12 protein-coding genes are annotated in these 15,907 nt (G+C 59.9%); 5 read left to right on the forward strand and 7 right to left on the reverse strand.

Annotated elements, in window-relative coordinates; all coding sequences use genetic code 11:
- The 3 genes from PSH69_RS03880 to PSH69_RS03890 all read left to right on the forward strand — a co-directional run bounded on the left by PSH69_RS03880 (position 1) and on the right by PSH69_RS03890 (position 3,990).
- Entirely contained in the window at positions 1-1,740 is a 1,740-nt protein-coding gene (locus PSH69_RS03880; RefSeq protein ID WP_064616146.1) for a PTS fructose-like transporter subunit IIB, read from the forward strand.
- A gap of 162 nt (positions 1,741-1,902) precedes the next feature.
- Complete coding sequence (locus tag PSH69_RS03885; protein ID WP_258613107.1) at positions 1,903-3,453, forward strand: alkaline phosphatase; 1,551 nt, start codon at positions 1,903-1,905, stop codon at positions 3,451-3,453.
- Positions 3,454-3,576: 123 nt separating this feature from the next.
- Complete coding sequence (locus PSH69_RS03890; RefSeq protein WP_155949117.1) at positions 3,577-3,990, forward strand: hypothetical protein; 414 nt, start codon at positions 3,577-3,579, stop codon at positions 3,988-3,990.
- A 75-nt stretch (positions 3,991-4,065) separates the two neighbouring features.
- Here PSH69_RS03890 and PSH69_RS03895 read toward each other — a convergent pair whose 3' ends face one another.
- Positions 4,066-6,594: a sulfite reductase flavoprotein subunit alpha gene (locus tag PSH69_RS03895; RefSeq protein ID WP_305411107.1), complete on the reverse strand. Its 2,529-nt coding sequence runs from the start codon at positions 6,592-6,594 to the stop codon at positions 4,066-4,068.
- A gap of 149 nt (positions 6,595-6,743) precedes the next feature.
- Positions 6,744-9,002 carry a TonB-dependent siderophore receptor gene (locus PSH69_RS03900; RefSeq protein WP_305411108.1) on the reverse strand — a complete coding sequence of 753 codons (2,259 nt, stop codon included), beginning with the start codon at positions 9,000-9,002 and terminating at the stop codon, positions 6,744-6,746.
- A 206-nt stretch (positions 9,003-9,208) separates the two neighbouring features.
- Between PSH69_RS03900 and PSH69_RS03905 the strand changes: the two genes are divergently transcribed.
- A complete protein-coding gene (locus tag PSH69_RS03905; protein ID WP_305411109.1) occupies positions 9,209-9,889 on the forward strand; it encodes a Fe2+-dependent dioxygenase in 681 nt (226 codons plus the stop codon).
- Positions 9,886-10,641, forward strand: coding sequence for a tetratricopeptide repeat protein (locus tag PSH69_RS03910; RefSeq protein WP_305411110.1), 756 nt, complete (start codon positions 9,886-9,888; stop codon positions 10,639-10,641). The genes PSH69_RS03905 and PSH69_RS03910 overlap by 4 nt, the downstream gene beginning before the upstream one ends.
- 90 nt (positions 10,642-10,731) lie before the next feature.
- On the opposite strand, the gene PSH69_RS03915 is transcribed toward PSH69_RS03910, so the two are convergent.
- The 5 genes from PSH69_RS03915 to PSH69_RS03935 form a co-directional block, all read right to left on the reverse strand.
- On the reverse strand, positions 10,732-11,895 hold the full coding sequence (locus tag PSH69_RS03915) for a type III PLP-dependent enzyme (protein ID WP_253416818.1): 1,164 nt from the start codon (positions 11,893-11,895) through the stop codon (positions 10,732-10,734).
- A 511-nt stretch (positions 11,896-12,406) separates the two neighbouring features.
- Entirely contained in the window at positions 12,407-13,564 is a 1,158-nt protein-coding gene (locus PSH69_RS03920) for a betaine/proline/choline family ABC transporter ATP-binding protein (protein ID WP_305411111.1), read from the reverse strand.
- The gene (locus PSH69_RS03925; protein WP_305411112.1) at positions 13,561-14,214 is read right to left on the reverse strand and encodes an ABC transporter permease; all 654 of its coding nucleotides are present in this window, start codon (positions 14,212-14,214) and stop codon (positions 13,561-13,563) included. Before PSH69_RS03925 ends, PSH69_RS03920 begins: the two co-directional genes overlap by 4 nt.
- 18 nt (positions 14,215-14,232) lie before the next feature.
- Entirely contained in the window at positions 14,233-15,135 is a 903-nt protein-coding gene (locus PSH69_RS03930; RefSeq protein WP_305411113.1) for a glycine betaine ABC transporter substrate-binding protein, read from the reverse strand.
- Positions 15,136-15,155: 20 nt separating this feature from the next.
- On the reverse strand, positions 15,156-15,872 hold the full coding sequence (locus PSH69_RS03935) for an ABC transporter permease (RefSeq protein WP_305411114.1): 717 nt from the start codon (positions 15,870-15,872) through the stop codon (positions 15,156-15,158).
- Positions 15,873-15,907: the final 35 nt, after the last annotated feature.

Below are 15,907 nucleotides of genomic sequence, written 5' to 3' on the forward strand. Positions count from 1 at the left end.
ATGAAATTAGCCATTGTTACGGCCTGCCCGAACGGCATGGTCACCAGTGTGCTGTGTGCTCGTCTGCTCGATGCAGCGGCCCAGCGTCAGGGCTGGAGCACCAGTGTCGAAGTCGTGGATGCAGCCCATCCGGAACGTCAATTGTCGGCGGCGATCATCGAGGCCGCCGAGTGGGTGTTGCTGGTCACCAGCGCGCCGGTGGATATGTCGCGGTTTATCGGCAAACGGGTGTTCCAGAGCACCCCGGCCCAGGCCCTGCAAGATGTCGAAGCCGTGCTGCGCCGTGGGGTAGAGGAAGCCGAGGTTTACGTCGCGCCCGCAGCCACCGCTGAACCTGCCGCGGTTGCTAAACAGGCGCCACGCCTGGTGGCCGTCACCGCGTGCCCGACCGGTGTCGCCCACACCTTCATGGCCGCCGAAGCCTTGCAGCAAGCGGCCAAGCGTCTGGGTTACGACCTGCAAGTGGAAACCCAGGGCTCGGTCGGCGCACGCAATCCGCTTAGTGCAGAGGCGATTGCCGATGCCGACGTGGTGCTGCTGGCGGCAGATATCGAAGTTGCCACCGAGCGTTTCGCCGGCAAGAAAATCTACCGCTGCGGCACAGGCATCGCCCTGAAACAGGCCGAAGCGACGCTGAACAAAGCTCTGGCCGAAGGCAAGCAGGAAAGCGCTGCGACCGGCGCCAAAGGCCCGGCCAAGCAAGAGAAGACCGGTATCTACAAACACCTGCTGACCGGTGTCTCGTACATGTTGCCGATGGTGGTGGCGGGCGGTCTGATGATTGCCTTGTCCTTCGTGTTCGGCATCACCGCGTTCAAGGAGCAAGGCACGCTCGCGGCGGCGCTGATGCAGATCGGCGGCGAGAGCGCGTTCAAACTGATGGTGCCGCTGCTGGCGGGTTACATCGCCTACTCGATCGCTGACCGTCCGGGCCTGGCGCCGGGGATGATCGGTGGTTTGCTGGCGAGCACGCTCGGTGCCGGTTTCATCGGCGGGATCATTGCCGGTTTCATCGCCGGCTATGCGGCCCAGGCGATCAACCGTTATGCGCGCTTGCCGCAAAGTCTTGAGGCGCTGAAGCCGATCCTGATCATTCCGTTGCTGGCGAGCCTGTTTACCGGTCTGGTGATGATCTACGTGGTTGGCAAACCGGTGGCCGGGATGCTTGCGGGGCTCACCCATTTCCTCGACAGCATGGGCACCACCAACGCGATTCTGCTCGGTGTGCTGCTGGGCGGCATGATGTGCGTCGACCTTGGCGGGCCGATCAACAAGGCGGCTTACGCGTTTTCGGTGGGGCTGCTGGCATCGCAGAGTTATGCACCGATGGCCGCGACCATGGCCGCCGGCATGGTGCCGCCGATTGGCCTGGGCATCGCCACGTTGATTGCTCGGCGCAAGTTCGCCCAGACGGAACGCGAGGCCGGTAAAGCGGCGCTGGTGCTGGGGCTGTGCTTTATCTCCGAAGGGGCGATTCCGTTCGCGGCCAAAGACCCGCTGCGGGTGATTCCGGCGAGCATCGCCGGCGGTGCGCTGACCGGCGCGTTGTCGATGTACTTCGGCTGCAAACTCATGGCGCCGCACGGTGGATTGTTTGTGATGCTGATTCCGAATGCGATCAACCATGCGCTGTTGTATCTGCTGGCGATCGTGGCCGGGAGTCTGCTGACGGCGGTGGTGTACTCGGTGCTCAAGCGGCCGGAAACAGTGGAACTGGCGCTGGAGCCGGCTAACGCTTAACAGCCAAAGATCGCAGCCTTTGGCAGCTCCTGCCCGGAACAGTGTTCGACCGCGATATGGCGGCGTACATCGAGCCTGGAGCTGCTGGCGGCTGCGATCTTTTCTGTGTCATACCTGATTCATGCGGCCATGCTTTAGTTTTCCTTTTTCAGGGAGAGCACCATGAGCGAATTCGACCTCGGCCGCCGTCGTGTCATACAAGCTGTCGGAGCCGGGCTGTTGCTGCCCGGCCTGGCGCCAGCGGTGATTGCATCGGTCAAGGATCGGCCGCAACTCACCGATGGTGTGCAGTCCGGCGACCTGTTGGGCGACCGGGCGATGATCTGGAGCCGTAGCGATCGTGCGGCGCGGATGGTGGTGGAATGGGACACGCGTAGCCTGTTCAGCAACCCTCGTCGATTCGTCTCGCCATTGGCCGATGCCGGCACCGATTTCACCGCTCGGGTCGAACTCACCGGCCTGCCTGCCGATCAGGCAATTTTCTACCGCGTGACGTTCGAAGACGCCCAGAGCGGTGTCGCCAGCGAACCCTGGTTCGGCCATCTGCGCAGTGTGCCCAGCGCTCGGCGGAATATTCGTTTCGTCTGGAGTGGCGACACGGTTGGCCAAGGCTTCGGCATCAACCCGGACATCGGCGGTATGCGCATCTACGAAGCCATGCGTTTGCGCCTGCCGGACTTTTTTATCCACAGCGGTGACACCATCTACGCCGACGGCCCGGTGCCGGCGCAACTGACCACCGAAAGCGGCCGGGTGTGGCGCAACGTCACCAGCGAAGCCAAGAGCAAAGTCGCCGAAACCCTCGACGAGTATCGCGGCAATTACCGCTACAACCTGATGGACGAAAACGTCCGTCGTTTCAACGCCGAAGTGCCGCAGATCTGGCAGTGGGACGACCACGAAGTGGTGAACAACTGGTCGCCGGGCAAGCAACTGGATGATCGCTACAAGAGCAAAGATATCCACAGCCTGGTGGGCCGCGCACGGCAGGCCTGGCTGGAATATGCGCCGATGCGTTTGCAGAGCGCCGACGGTGGCGGGCGGATTTATCGCAAGCTGAGTTACGGGCCGATGCTCGATGTGTTCGTGCTCGACATGCGCAGCTACCGAGGTGCCAACGACGACAACCTCGGTGCCGCCAAGCCGTTTCTCGGTCGCGAACAATTGGACTGGCTCAAACGTGAATTGAAAGGCTCCCAGGCTCAATGGAAAGTCATCGCCGCCGACATGCCCATCGGCCTCGGCGTCCCGGACGGCGAAGTCAGCCCCGGTGTGGCGCGTTGGGAGGCGGTGGCCAACGGTGATCCAGGCCCGGCTCAGGGCCGTGAACTGGAGATCGCTGAATTACTGGGCTTTCTGCGGGCGCAGCAGGTGCGCAATTTCGTTTGGCTGACGGCGGATGTGCATTATTGCGCGGCGCACCATTACCATCCTGATCGCGCGGCGTTCCAGGACTTCGAACCGTTCTGGGAATTTGTCGCGGGGCCACTGAATGCGGGGAGCTTCGGGCCGAATGCGCTGGATAAAACCTTCGGCCCCGAGGTGGTGTTCCAGAAGGCGCCAGCGGCGCAGAACACCTCGCCGTTTGCCGGGTTTCAGTTTTTTGGCGAGGTGAATATTGACGGGCAGACCGGGGACATGAGTGTGGTGTTGCGGGATTTGGATGGGGTGTCGGTATTCGAGCAGAAGTTGCAACCGGTCCAAGCGGGGTGAGAGTTGCAGGCTAAGAACCCTGTCGGGTTATAGCCAATGAATATAATTTACTGTTATTTCTAACAGGTGTTATTTGGTTGGTTTTATTTAGACTGAAATCTAAAACCAACCGAGGCGCTAATGATGAGGCTGTTTAATGGGCAACAAAGATTGTCATGGAAGATCGTTGTATCCTTGATCTTTTGTACGATTTTTCTTACTGCATGCAAAAATACTAATGAAACCAATGCAGGTATATGTAATGGAGAATGGGCGTTAGTCGGTGGTTATCTCTGCTGGGGCGGTATGCCAGGTGATGCTTATTGCATTTTGTTCGGGAGAGATAATGATCGTGACGGTGCTTTTCGGAGTGGAACCAGCGACACCTGCATTGTTGATGAGCTGGGAAATGTAAAGTCTTATGATTGTGACAAGATGTGCCGCGAGTTCGACTGTTCTAAAGCTCAATGCCCTGCTCCACGTGAAATTAAAAATCTCGATCTATATTTGAACACTAAAAAACGAGTGATAAATAACGATCCTTTAAAGGCTCCTTGAATTTTGTTTTTAGTGATTCGGCTAATCCTGACGCTATGTTCTTAACGTAACGTCAGGATTAATTTCTTCATGCTCTCAGTAAACGTCGCGGCGGTAGCGGCCCTGTTCGATCAGGCGCTCGACTTCATCCGCACCCAGCACGTCGTTAAGCACTTGGTCCACCCCTGACGCCATCCCCTGCAAACTGCCGCAGATGTAAATCGCGGCGCCATCGGCCAGCCATTTCTTCAGCTCACCGGCAGATTCGCGCAGGCGATCCTGTACATAAAATTTCTCGGCCTGATCGCGGGAAAACGCCAGGTCCAGACGCGCCAGATCACCGTTGATCAACCATTCTTCCAGCTCGGCACGGCACAGAAAATCGTGTTCCCGATTACGCTCGCCAAACAGCAGCCAGTGACGCTGCTGCCCGTCGGCAATCCGTGCCTTGAGCAAGCTGCGCAGCCCGGCCAGGCCGGTGCCGTTGCCCAGCAGGATCATCGGCACCGGTTCGTTCGGCAGATGGAAACCACTGTTGCGCCGCACCCGCAGGCTGATGTGGTTACCCACAGGGACATGTTCGGTCAACCAGCCGGAACCGATGCCCAGGCTGCCGTCTGGGTGCCGTTCCTGACGCACGATTAATTCCAGCACGCCGTCGGCGGCGATCGAGGCGATGGAGTATTCGCGCAGGACCAGTGGCACCAACGCATTCACCAGCGCCTGCGCATGCAGGCCGACCAGATGAGCGAGGTTATCGGGCAGTTGGCGGCTGGCCAGGGCTTGTTCCAGAGACTGCGACAGGCCATCGAGTTCAACCGTGGCCCGACCGTCAATTCCCAGGCCGTCGAGGAAATGCTCGATGGCCCACGCACCATTGCGCGGCAGCACTTCCACCAGATCACCGGCCAGCCAACTGCGGGGGCTGGGAGCGGTGAGGCCGAGCAAGTACACGGGAGCACCGCTGCTGTCCGGGTTCATCAGCTCACGGCGGGTCAGGGTCCAGTTGTCGTAGCTGGGCGCTTGCCAGGTGTCGACTAGCGCCTGACCCGTCAGCAGGCCGAGTTGCTGTTGCCAGTGACGCAGGGCGTAAGGGTCGCCACCGTCGACTTCAACCGGGGCGAACAAGGTCTTGCCGCCGTGTTCGCCCAGCCAGGTGTGCAAGCGACGGGCGAAGCCGCAGAAGTGTTGATACTGGCGGTCGCCGAGGCCGAGCACGGCATAGTTCAGTCTTTTAAGACTCGGTGCACGCCCCAGCACTTTACGTTCGAAACCGCGGGCGCTGTCCGGCGCTTCGCCGTCGCCGAAGGTGCTGACCACAAACAGTGCGTTGCTGGAATTTTGCAGGTCCTGTTCGCTGACATCGGCCAGCGGTTGAACTTTCACCGGTAATCCGGCGGCCTGCAATTGCCCGGCAGTCTGCCAGGCGAGCTGTTCGGCAAACCCGCTCTGGCTGGCGAAGCCGATCAGCCATGCCGGTGCGTCGCTACCCGGTTGCTCAAGGCCTTTACGGGCCTCCTTGATCTGACGTTTCTTGCGTCGGCGGTCCAGGTACAGCAACCAGCCCGTGACGAAAAACAGCGGCATGCTCAGCGCGGCGATGGTCAGGATGATCCGCCCGAGCAACCCGAAATAACTGCCGACGTGCAGTGCATAAATACTGGTCAGCAACTGCGCCTTGAGGCTCTTGTCGCTGTAGCGGTCATGACGGCTGACGGCGCCGGTCACCGGATCGAGGGTGATCTGGTTCCGTGCCTGGTCGTGGGGTGAATCCTTCAGCAGGTAGAACACGGTTGCCGGTTGCCCGGCCACGGGCGGCATCCGAACGTTGTAGGACGAAAGACCAGGGCCGGCGGCGCTGTAGATGCTGCTCCACATCGCGGCGTAATCGGCGGTGGGGGCCGGGCCGCTTGGTGCAGGGCTGCGACCACTGCGAACCCGCTCGTTTTGCGGCGAATCGGAAAGCAGCCTGGTCAGCCCTTTGTTGTACCACTCGTACGACCAGGACAACCCGGTCAGTGCCGCCAAAAGGTAGAACGCCAGGCACCAGGTACCGGCCACCGAGTGCAGGTCCCAGTTGAAGCTGCGACCCTTCTTCTTCCAGTCCAGCGTCAGCCAGGCGCGCCAGTTTTTCCACTGGCGCGGCCAGCGCAGGTACAGGCCGGACAGACAGAAGAACACCAGAATCAGCGTGCAGGCGCCGGTGATCTGCCGGCCGGTATCACCCATGGCGAGGAAGCGGTGCAGTTGCAGCATCAGACCGAAGAAGTCCTGGCCGGTGACGTCGCCCATGAACTCGGCGGTGTACGGGTCGAAATAACGCATCTGCCCGCGACGTTCGCCGGGCGGCGCTGTGAAGATCACCCGCGCAGCGTTGCCGCTGTCGGTCTCGACCCAGAGCATCGAGACGATCTTGCCCGAAGCGCTTTCGATTTTCTCCACCAGTTCGGCCGGTGGCAGCACGCCGGCGATCTGCTTCTCGACGTGCAGCACGGAGGGGTTCAGCGTTTGCAGGATTTCGTCCTGAAACGATACTGCCGCCCCGGTAATGCCCATCAGGGCCAGGACCAGTCCGGCGCTGATGCCGAAAAACCAGTGCAACTGGAACAGGGATTTCTTCAACACGTCGCTCGCCTTGTTCGTTCAAAAGTCATCATCACGGCGCGCATTATGCCGTGAGTTGTCGAGAAGCATTCTTTTTTACACGCAAAAGCCCCGTTCACTTTGATGAACGGGGCTTTTGCCTGAGCGCTTTGGTCTTCACGCTTCTGTTATCAGAAGTGGAAGTTGGCACTCAGCAGAGCAGTGCGGCCCGGCGCCACGTGGGCGTAGTGCGTCTGGAATACCTGGTCGAAGTAACGCTTGTCGGCCAGGTTTTGTACGTTGAGTTGCAGGTCGACGTTCTTGGTCAGGCGGTAGCTGGCCATCGCGTCGTAACGCCAATAGGACGGAATCTCCACCGAGTTGGCGACGTTGCCGAACTGGGAATCGACGAAGGTCGCACCGGCACCGACGGTCAACTTGTCCGGCACCAGGTCGTAGGTCGACCAGAACGTGAAGTTGTTTCGTGGGGTGCTTGGCATGTGGTTGCCTTCATCGGCGGCGAGGGTGGTTTTGACCACTTCGCTGTCCATGTAGGTGTAGCCGCCGAAGACTCGCCAGTTACGGGTCAGCTTGCCGGTGTAGGTCAGTTCCAGGCCATTGACCTGCTGTTCGCCGTCCAGCACTTGGGTGGTGCCGCCGTCCGGATCGTTGATACGCGCGTTGGTTTTCTCGGTGCGGAACAGTGCGGCGGTCAGCGACAGGTCGTCACCGAAGAAGTCCCACTTGGTGCCGATCTCGTAGTTGCGGTTCTTTTCCGGGTCCAGACTGCTGTTGTTCGCCGCCAGTTCCAGGCCACCGTTGCCGCTGGTTTCGCCGGCCGGGTTGCTGGACGTCGAGTAGGCGGCATAGAGGCTGCCGTTTGGCAGCGGGTTGTAGACCACGCCGATCTGGTAGTTCACCAGGTCGCTGGTGTTCTGACGGGAGAAACTGCCCGCTGGAGCCGTGCTGCTGGCGTTGGCGAAGCCGCTGGATTCGACCTGGTAGTTGTCATAACGCAGGCCCAGGTTCAGGGACCATTGCTCGTTGAACTTCAGGGTGTCGAACACGTAAGCCGCGGCGGTCTTGGTGTCGGTGTCGGTGAAGGCTTTGCTGTCGGTGATCGTGCCGTTCCAGTTATCCCCAGGCGTCGGGTTGTACAGGCTGGTGCAGTCGCCGGAGTTGAACAGGGCGCGGTTGCACCGGGTGCCGCTGGCGCTGGAGGTCAGGAGGTACGGGCGGTTGTGGGTGTCCTGATAGGAAAACTCCAGACCGCTCACCAGGCTGTGCTCGATGGCGCCGGTGTTGAATTTGGCGCTCAGGTCGGTCTGGTTGATCCAGCCGCTGGACGTCGAGTTACGGCTCTTCGCGCCACGGTAGGCACTGCCGTTGGCGACGTTGCCCTTGCTGTCGTCCGGGTTGGTGACGATGTAGTCCAGGGTCGAGCGGGACATGCGGAAGCTGTTCGACACGGTCAGGCTATCGTTCAGATCGTGCTCGAGCTTGATCGTGCCGCTGTCGTTGCTGGTCTGGCGATAGTCGCGGCCGGTGAGGCCGTAGAAGTTGTCGCGGTTGACGTTGGCCGGCTTGTCGACGTTGTACTTGCTGCGGTTGGGGCTCAAGGTCAACGGGATGCCGTAGTCGGGCATGTCATCGGTTTCGACGTGGTAGTAGCCGACGATCAAGCGGGTGTCGGTGCCCAGGCCGAAGGCGAAGGACGGTGCCACGCCCCAGCGACTGACGTCCACGGCATCACGCCCGGCGACGTTGGCTTCGTGCTTCATCAGGTTCAGCCGGAACGCCGAGGTGTCGGTCATCTGCTGGTTCAGATCGAGGGTGGTGCGCTTGGTCTGGTCCGAACCCCAGGTGAAGCCGCCGTTGTAGGCATTGCCCAGTTTGGCGGTCTTGCTCACCAGGTTCAGGCTGCCACCGGTGGAACCGGCGCCGGTGAAGGCTGATCCCGGGCCTTTACTGACCTCGATCGATTCAACGTTGAAGATCTCGCGGCTCTGGGACGCCACGTCGCGCATGCCGTCGATGAACACATCGCTTTCGGCGTTGAAGCCGCGAATGATCGGACGATCACCGGCCGGGTTGCCACCCTCGCCGGCACCAAAGGTGATGCCCGGGGTGGTGCGCAGGGCGTCGACCAGGCTGGTGGCGCCGGTGTCGCGAATCACTTGTTGCGGGATCACGGTGACGCTTTTCGGCGTCTCGCGCAGTGGCGCGGTGTACTTCCTGGAGGCCGAGGTATCGGTCTTGTAGGAGGTGTCATCCTGCTCGCCTACAACGCTGGTGGCGTCCAGGGATATCGCATTGCCGGGTGCTTTTTCGTCGGTCTTCTCGGCCGCGAAAACCATGTGGCCCGCAGAACCGGCAGTGATTGCCACGCCAATTGCAGACGCGAGCAAACGCGGTGAACTGACCGTTGATTGTGGTTGTTGGCGTGACATGTGAATTCCCCTCCCCAAGGATTTGAGGTCGCGGAATGTAGAGTAAATGCGTATCTGTATCAATTGCGAGACGTTGCTATTCGCGCCGAATTTACATTCTTTACAATTTGCCTTTACGGTTTTTGCGGTTTCATTCGTCTCTTGGGTTTTACATAAGTAATAAGAATCAATACCATTAGCGTCCCTTTGCTTTCAGGTGTCTTTCCATGTTGTTGCACATTCCCGGCGTGTTCGCGAAAGAAGAAGTGCAGCGTATTCGCAAGGCCCTGGCGCAGGCGGATTGGGCCGATGGCAAAATTACCGCCGGTTATCAGTCGGCGAAGGCCAAGCACAATCTGCAATTGCCTGTAGGACATCCGTTGACCAAGGAAATCGGTGCGGCGATGCTCGAACGGCTGTGGAAAAATCCGCAGTTCATGTCAGCGGCATTACCGCACAAGGTCTTCCCTCCGTTGTTGAACTGTTACACGGCCGGTGGCAGTTTCGACTTCCATATCGACAATGCCGTGCGTCAGCCCAAGGGCAGCATCGAGCGGGTGCGCACCGACCTGTCGGCGACGCTGTTTTTCAGTGACCCGGAGGATTACGACGGCGGCGAACTGGAAATCCAGGACACCTTCGGCACTCAGCGCGTGAAATTGCCGGCCGGCGATATGGTCCTGTATCCCGGCACCAGCCTGCACAAGGTCAACGCCGTCACGCGTGGAACCCGCTACGCATCGTTTTTCTGGACGCAAAGCCTGGTGCGTGAAGACAGCCAGCGCGCTTTGCTGTTCGAGATGGACGGGGCGATCCAGCAACTGACCCAGGGCATGCCCGACCATCCTTCATTGATCCGCCTGACCGGTACTTACCACAACCTGTTGCGTCGCTGGGTCGAGGTATGAGTTATCAATTGCGCCGCGAGGAAGCCCTCGACGGTGATCGCCTCAAGGCCATGCTGGAAGAAAGCCCGGCGCGCGCAGCCCAGGCGATTCTGATCGCCGCCCGTGAAGGTGTGCTGGATGCCCAGGCCTTGCTGGGACAGATTTTGCTGGACGGGCGGGGTATCGAGCGGGATCAGCCGCTGGCGCTGCGCTGGTTCGAGATTGCGGCTCAGCGCGGGCACTTGATGGCGCGCAACATGCTCGGTCGTTGTCATGAACATGGCTGGGGGGGCACCGTCAACGCCACGAGCGCCGCGGGGCATTATCGCCTCGCCGCCGAGGCCGGACTGGATTGGGCGATGTACAACTACGCCAATCTGCTGGCTACCGGGCGCGGGGTGGTCGAGGATCAGGTGCAAGCGCTGAATCTCTATCGGCGTGCCGCTGAATTGGGCCACGCAAAGTCGATGAACCTGCTGGGGCGATATCTGGAAGAGGGGCACGATTGCCCGGCAGATCCGCATGCTGCCCGTGACTGGTATCGACGCTCGGCTGAAGGAGGGGATTTTCGCGGTCAGTTCAGTTATGCGGCGGTGTTGGCGGATGAAGGCAAGGTCGACGAGGCGTTGGACTGGTTACGCAAGGCCTTGGATGGCGGGAATTTGAATTTCTTGCGGGTGGCAAGCAAGGCGCTATTGACGTCGACCGATCCAAGAATTCATGGGCTGGCTATCGAGTATCAACAGCGTGCTCGGGAGCTGACGCCAGGATAGATCGTTCCCACGCCCCGTGTGGGAGCGATCAGCACAGGCACAAAAAAGCCCATGACACGTCATGGGCTTTTTGATTTCTGCGTGCAGTGCTTACACGTAGAACGACTTCAGCGGCGGGAAGCCATTGAACTCGACGGCGCTGTAGCTGGTGGTGTACGCACCGGTCGACAGCCAGTACAAACGATCACCGATCGCCAGGTTCAGCGGCAAACCGTACTTGTAGTTTTCGTACATGATGTCGGCGCTGTCGCAGGTTGGGCCGGCGATGACCACTTCTTCCATCTCGCCTTTCTTCTCGGTCCAGATCGGGAACTTGATGGCTTCGTCCATGGTTTCGATCAGGCCGGAGAACTTGCCCACATCCGTGTACACCCATCGCTCTACAGCGGTACGGGATTTACGCGCCACCAATACCACTTCGCTGACCAGAATGCCGGCGTTGGCGATCAGCGAACGGCCCGGCTCCAGGATGATTTCCGGCAGGTCATCGCCGAAGTCTTCCTTCAGGAAGCGGATGATTTCTTCCGCGTAGGTTTCCAGGCTGTTGGTGCGGGTGATGTAGTTGGCCGGGAAGCCGCCACCCATGTTGATCAGCTTCAGGTGGATACCGTCTTCTTCTTTCAGGCGTTCAAAGATCACTTTGACCTTGGCGATTGCCGCGTCCCAGACGCTGATGTCGCGCTGCTGCGAACCGACGTGGAACGAAATGCCGTACGGCACCAGGCCCAGGTCACGAGCCAGGATCAGCAGGTCCATGGCCATGTCGGTCTGGCAGCCGAATTTGCGCGACAAAGGCCAGTCGGCAGTGGTCGAGCCTTCAGTCAGGATACGCACGTAGACTTTCGAGCCCGGAGCTGCCTTGGCGATGTTGCGCAGGTCGGCTTCGGAGTCGGTGGCGTACAGGCGAACGCCTTTGTCGTAGAAGTAACGAATGTCTTTGGATTTCTTGATGGTGTTGCCGTAGCTGATCTGGTCGGCGCTGACGCCACGGCTCAGCACTTTGTCCAGCTCATAGATCGAGGCGATGTCGAAGCTCGAGCCTTTAGCTTTGAGCAGGTCGATGATTTCCACGGCCGGGTTGGCCTTGACCGCGTAGTAGACCTTGGCGAATTCGAAACCGGCACGCAGGTCGTCATAGGCCTGGGCGATCATCGCGGTGTCGATCACCACGAACGGGGTTTCTTGTTTGTCGGCGAAGGCCTTCATTTTCTGGAAGGTTTCGCGCGCGAAATAGTCTTCGACGTTGATCGACATGCTGGGAACTCCTACTGGCAAACTGAAATTATCAATGGGTGCAAATGAACGCCCTCCGTATCCCCACTTTGGTTCGCCTACTTCCCAAGGCATGTCGCCGAAAGCAAAAAGGCCATGGGAGGCGGTGCTTCCCTTGGCCTTGCTGTCTCGTCGTCAGTACTTGAGCCGGATGGATCGTTTCCAGCATGGACGTTCGGCGCGAACTTTAGGGCGTGAGGGGCTTGAGATCAACAAAAAATGTCGCGTTTTTGCACGCTTCCGTCGTGCGGTCCCTGACAGCTACTGATGTAACCGACCTGCGTGACAGTGTGATGTTCCCAAGACAAGGATTTTAGACGGGAGCTTGCTTGGCTTTTGTGGCGAGGGAGCTTGCTCCCGCTGGGGCGCGTAGCGCCCCCAAAATCAGGCAATGCGGTTCTTCAGAAGGATCGCATCGGCTGACTTCACGACTGCTTCGCGGCCGGACGGGAGCAAGCTCCCTCGCCACAAAAGCACTAGAGCCTCATACAAGTCAGGTCAACGCAGTTTCCGCTGGCGAAACAATGCTGGTCTTGCCCCCACGAGACTTGCCGGAGCTCAAATATTCCGCAATCGATTCCTGAGTCACTTCCCCCAGAAACACCCGCTCGGCATCCATCACCGGCAACCACGAGCGGTTGAACTCGTACATACGCGACAGCAGGATGCGCAAATGTTCGTCATACGCCGCGGTGGCGTTGAACTCGCGCCGGTATTGCGCGCAGGTGCCGGTCTGGCGATGCAGGTCGCGCCGACGCACATAGCCCAAGGCCTTGTTCTCGGCGCAGGTCACCACCACGTAGCGGCGGTCCAGTTCGTCCATCAATTCCAGCGCTTCGGCCACCGGGGTTTCCGGGCTCACCGACGGCGCGTTGTCCGCCGCATCTTCAGCCTTCACCAGCAGCAAGCGTTTGAGCGTACTGTCCTGGCCGACGAAGTTGCTGACAAAATCGTCCGCCGGATGCGCGAGCAAGGTGTCCGGGTGGTCGATCTGCAACAACTTGCCGGCGCGGAAGATCGCGATCTTGTCGCCGAGCTTGATGGCTTCGTCGATGTCGTGGCTGACCATGATCACGGTCTTGTTCAGTGCCCGTTGCATTTCAAAGAACTCGTTCTGGATCATCTCGCGGTTGATCGGGTCGACCGCGCCGAACGGTTCGTCCATCAACAACAGCGGCGCATCTGCCGCCAACGCACGAATCACACCGATCCGCTGTTGTTGGCCGCCGGACAATTCACGGGGGTAGCGAGTCAGGTATTGCTTGGGTTCAAGCTTGATCATGCTCATCAACTCGCGGGCGCGGTCGTGGCATTTCTGTTTGTCCCAGCCGAGCAGGCGCGGAACGATGGTGATGTTTTCCTCGATGGTCATGTTCGGAAACAGGCCGATCTGCTGGATCACATAACCGATGTTACGGCGCAGGGTCACGGCGTCGAGGTCGGTGGTGTCTTCGCCGTTGATCAGGATCTTGCCGGAGGTCGGCTTGATCAGGCGATTGATCATCTTCAGCGTGGTGCTTTTGCCGCAGCCCGATGGTCCCAGGAACACACAGATCTCGCCTTCATTGACGGTCAGGCTCACCGAGTCCACGGCTTTCACATCTTTGCCGTTGCTTTGGAAGGTCTTGCTGAGGTTTTGAAGTTCGATCATTTGAGCAGTCCTTTTGGAGTCAGCGTGCGTTGCAGCCGTTGCAGAAGCAGGTCGGCGAAGATGGCCAGGAGACTGACCAGCACCGCGCCGACGATCAGCATCGACATGTCGCTGCGGCTGATGGAAGCGAGGATGAGTACACCGAGGCCACCGGCGCCGATGGTGGCGGCGATGGTCATCACGCCGATGTTCATCACCACGGCGGTGCGTACACCGGCGAGGATCACCGGCACGGCAATGGGCAGTTCGACCATGCGCAGGCGCTGGCCGAAGGTCATGCCGATACCGCGGGCGGCTTCGCGAATGCCGGGTTCCACGCCGGTCAGCGCCAGGTAGGTGTTACGCATGATCGGCAGCAGCGAGTAGAGAAACACGGCGGTGATTGCCGGCATCGGGCCCAGGCCCTGGCCGAACCTGGAATAGAACGGCAACAGCAGGCCGAATAGCGCAATCGACGGCACGGTCAGCAAAACCGTGGCGCTGGCTTGCAACGGGCCGGCCAATGTCGGGAAGCGGGTCATCAGGATGCCCAGCGGCACGCCGACCAGAATCGCCAGCGTTACCGCGATGCCAACCAGGGTGATGTGCTGCCAGGTCAGGTGCAGCACTAGCGGCCAATCGAGATGGGAAAAGGCGTTGAGAAATTCCATGTCTTTTTCTCCTCTGCCTTATTGAACAGGCAGCAGTGGATGCTGGCGCAGGAAATCGGCGGCAACGGATGAAGGGCTTTCGTGATCGACATCGACCCGCGCATTGAGCTGGCGCATGGTGGCGTCGTCGAACAGTTCGGCCAGTGGCTTGAGCTCTTCGGCGAGTTTCGGGTGGGCATCGAGGTAGGCCTGGCGCACCACCGGCGCGGCGGTGTAGTCGGGGAAGTAATGCTTGTCGTCTTCGAGCAACTTGAGTTTGAAGGCGTTCAAGCGACCGTCGGTGGTGTAGACCAGGCCGGCGAACACCTGGCCGTTGCGCAGGGCGGTGTAGACCAGCCCGGCATCCATTTGGCGAATGTTGTTGCGGGTCAGGTTCATGCCATAGAGATCAACCATGCCGCCCAGACCGTCGGAACGGTTAGCGAATTCGGTGTCCAGCGCGACCAGATGATTAGTCTTCGCCTCGGCTTGCAACACCTCGTTCAACTGGCTGATGGTGTTTATCTGCGGGTAAGCCTTCGCGGTTTTTTCCGGCAGGGCCAGGGCGTAGGTGTTGCTGAATTTCGACGGAGTCAACCAGATCAGGCCTTTTTTCGCGTCGAGTTCTTTCACCCGGGGGTAGGACTGCGCGCTGTCGAGTTTTTCAGTGACATGGTTGTAAGCCACCAGTGACACGCCGGTGTATTCCCAGAGCATGTCCAGTTGGCCACTTTCGTGGGCGCTGCGGGCCAGATTGCTGCCCAGGCCGCCGGTCACCTGGGTGTCGTAACCCCTGGTGCGCAGGTATTGGGAAGTGATTTCCGCCAGCAGGGTTTGTTCGGTGAACACCCGGGCGCCGATGCGGATCAGCGGTTTTTCAGCGGCTTGGGCGATTCCTGCGAACAGCAGAACGCAGCCTAGTAAAAAGCTTGATGTCTTCATGAGAATTCCTTTGCCGAGGCTTAAGACGGGCGCAGGCCGCGTTCGAGCCAGAGGCGGCTGGCGAGTGTCACCAGACCGTCGAGCAGCAAGGCCAGCAGGGCGGTGCAGGCCGCGCCGAGCAGCAGTTGCGGCTGATTGTTCAGGGCGATGCCGGGGAAAATCAGGCTGCCCAGACTGTTGGCGCCAATCAGGAACGCCAGCGGCGCGGTCCCGACGTTGATTGCCAGCGCCACGCGCACGCCACCGATGATGATTGGCACGGCATTCGGCAATTCGACCCGGCACAGCACCTGAGTCGGGGTCATGCCGATGCCGACGGCGGCTTCCTTGAGCGAACCCTGAACGTTTTTCAGCCCTTCATAGGTGTTGCGCACAATCGGCAACAGCGAAGCCAGGAACAGAGCGAAGATTGCCGGACCGCTGCCGATGCCGAGGATGCCCAGGGCGATGGCCAGTACGGCGAGCGGCGGCACGGTGTTGCCGATGTTGAAGATCTGCATGAAGCGTTCGGCGCGGCCAACCATGGTCGGGCGGCTGAGGAAGATACCGGCGGGGATGCCCACAACAAGGGCGGCCAGCATGGAAGCGAGGACAAGAATCAGATGAGCTTGCAGGTAAAACAACAAATCGTCGCGGTACTGTTCGATCGTGTTGATGCCAATCCAGTGGACCAGCAGGGCCAGGAGGGCGACGACAACCGCACCTCCTATCAGCCCTTTGCCATAGCGAATAGCCACAGGCGGACTCCTTTTTTCTTTGTCGGCAAACGCAG

This window comes from Pseudomonas sp. FP1740, assembly GCF_030687165.1.
Classification (GTDB): Bacteria; Pseudomonadota; Gammaproteobacteria; order Pseudomonadales; family Pseudomonadaceae; genus Aquipseudomonas.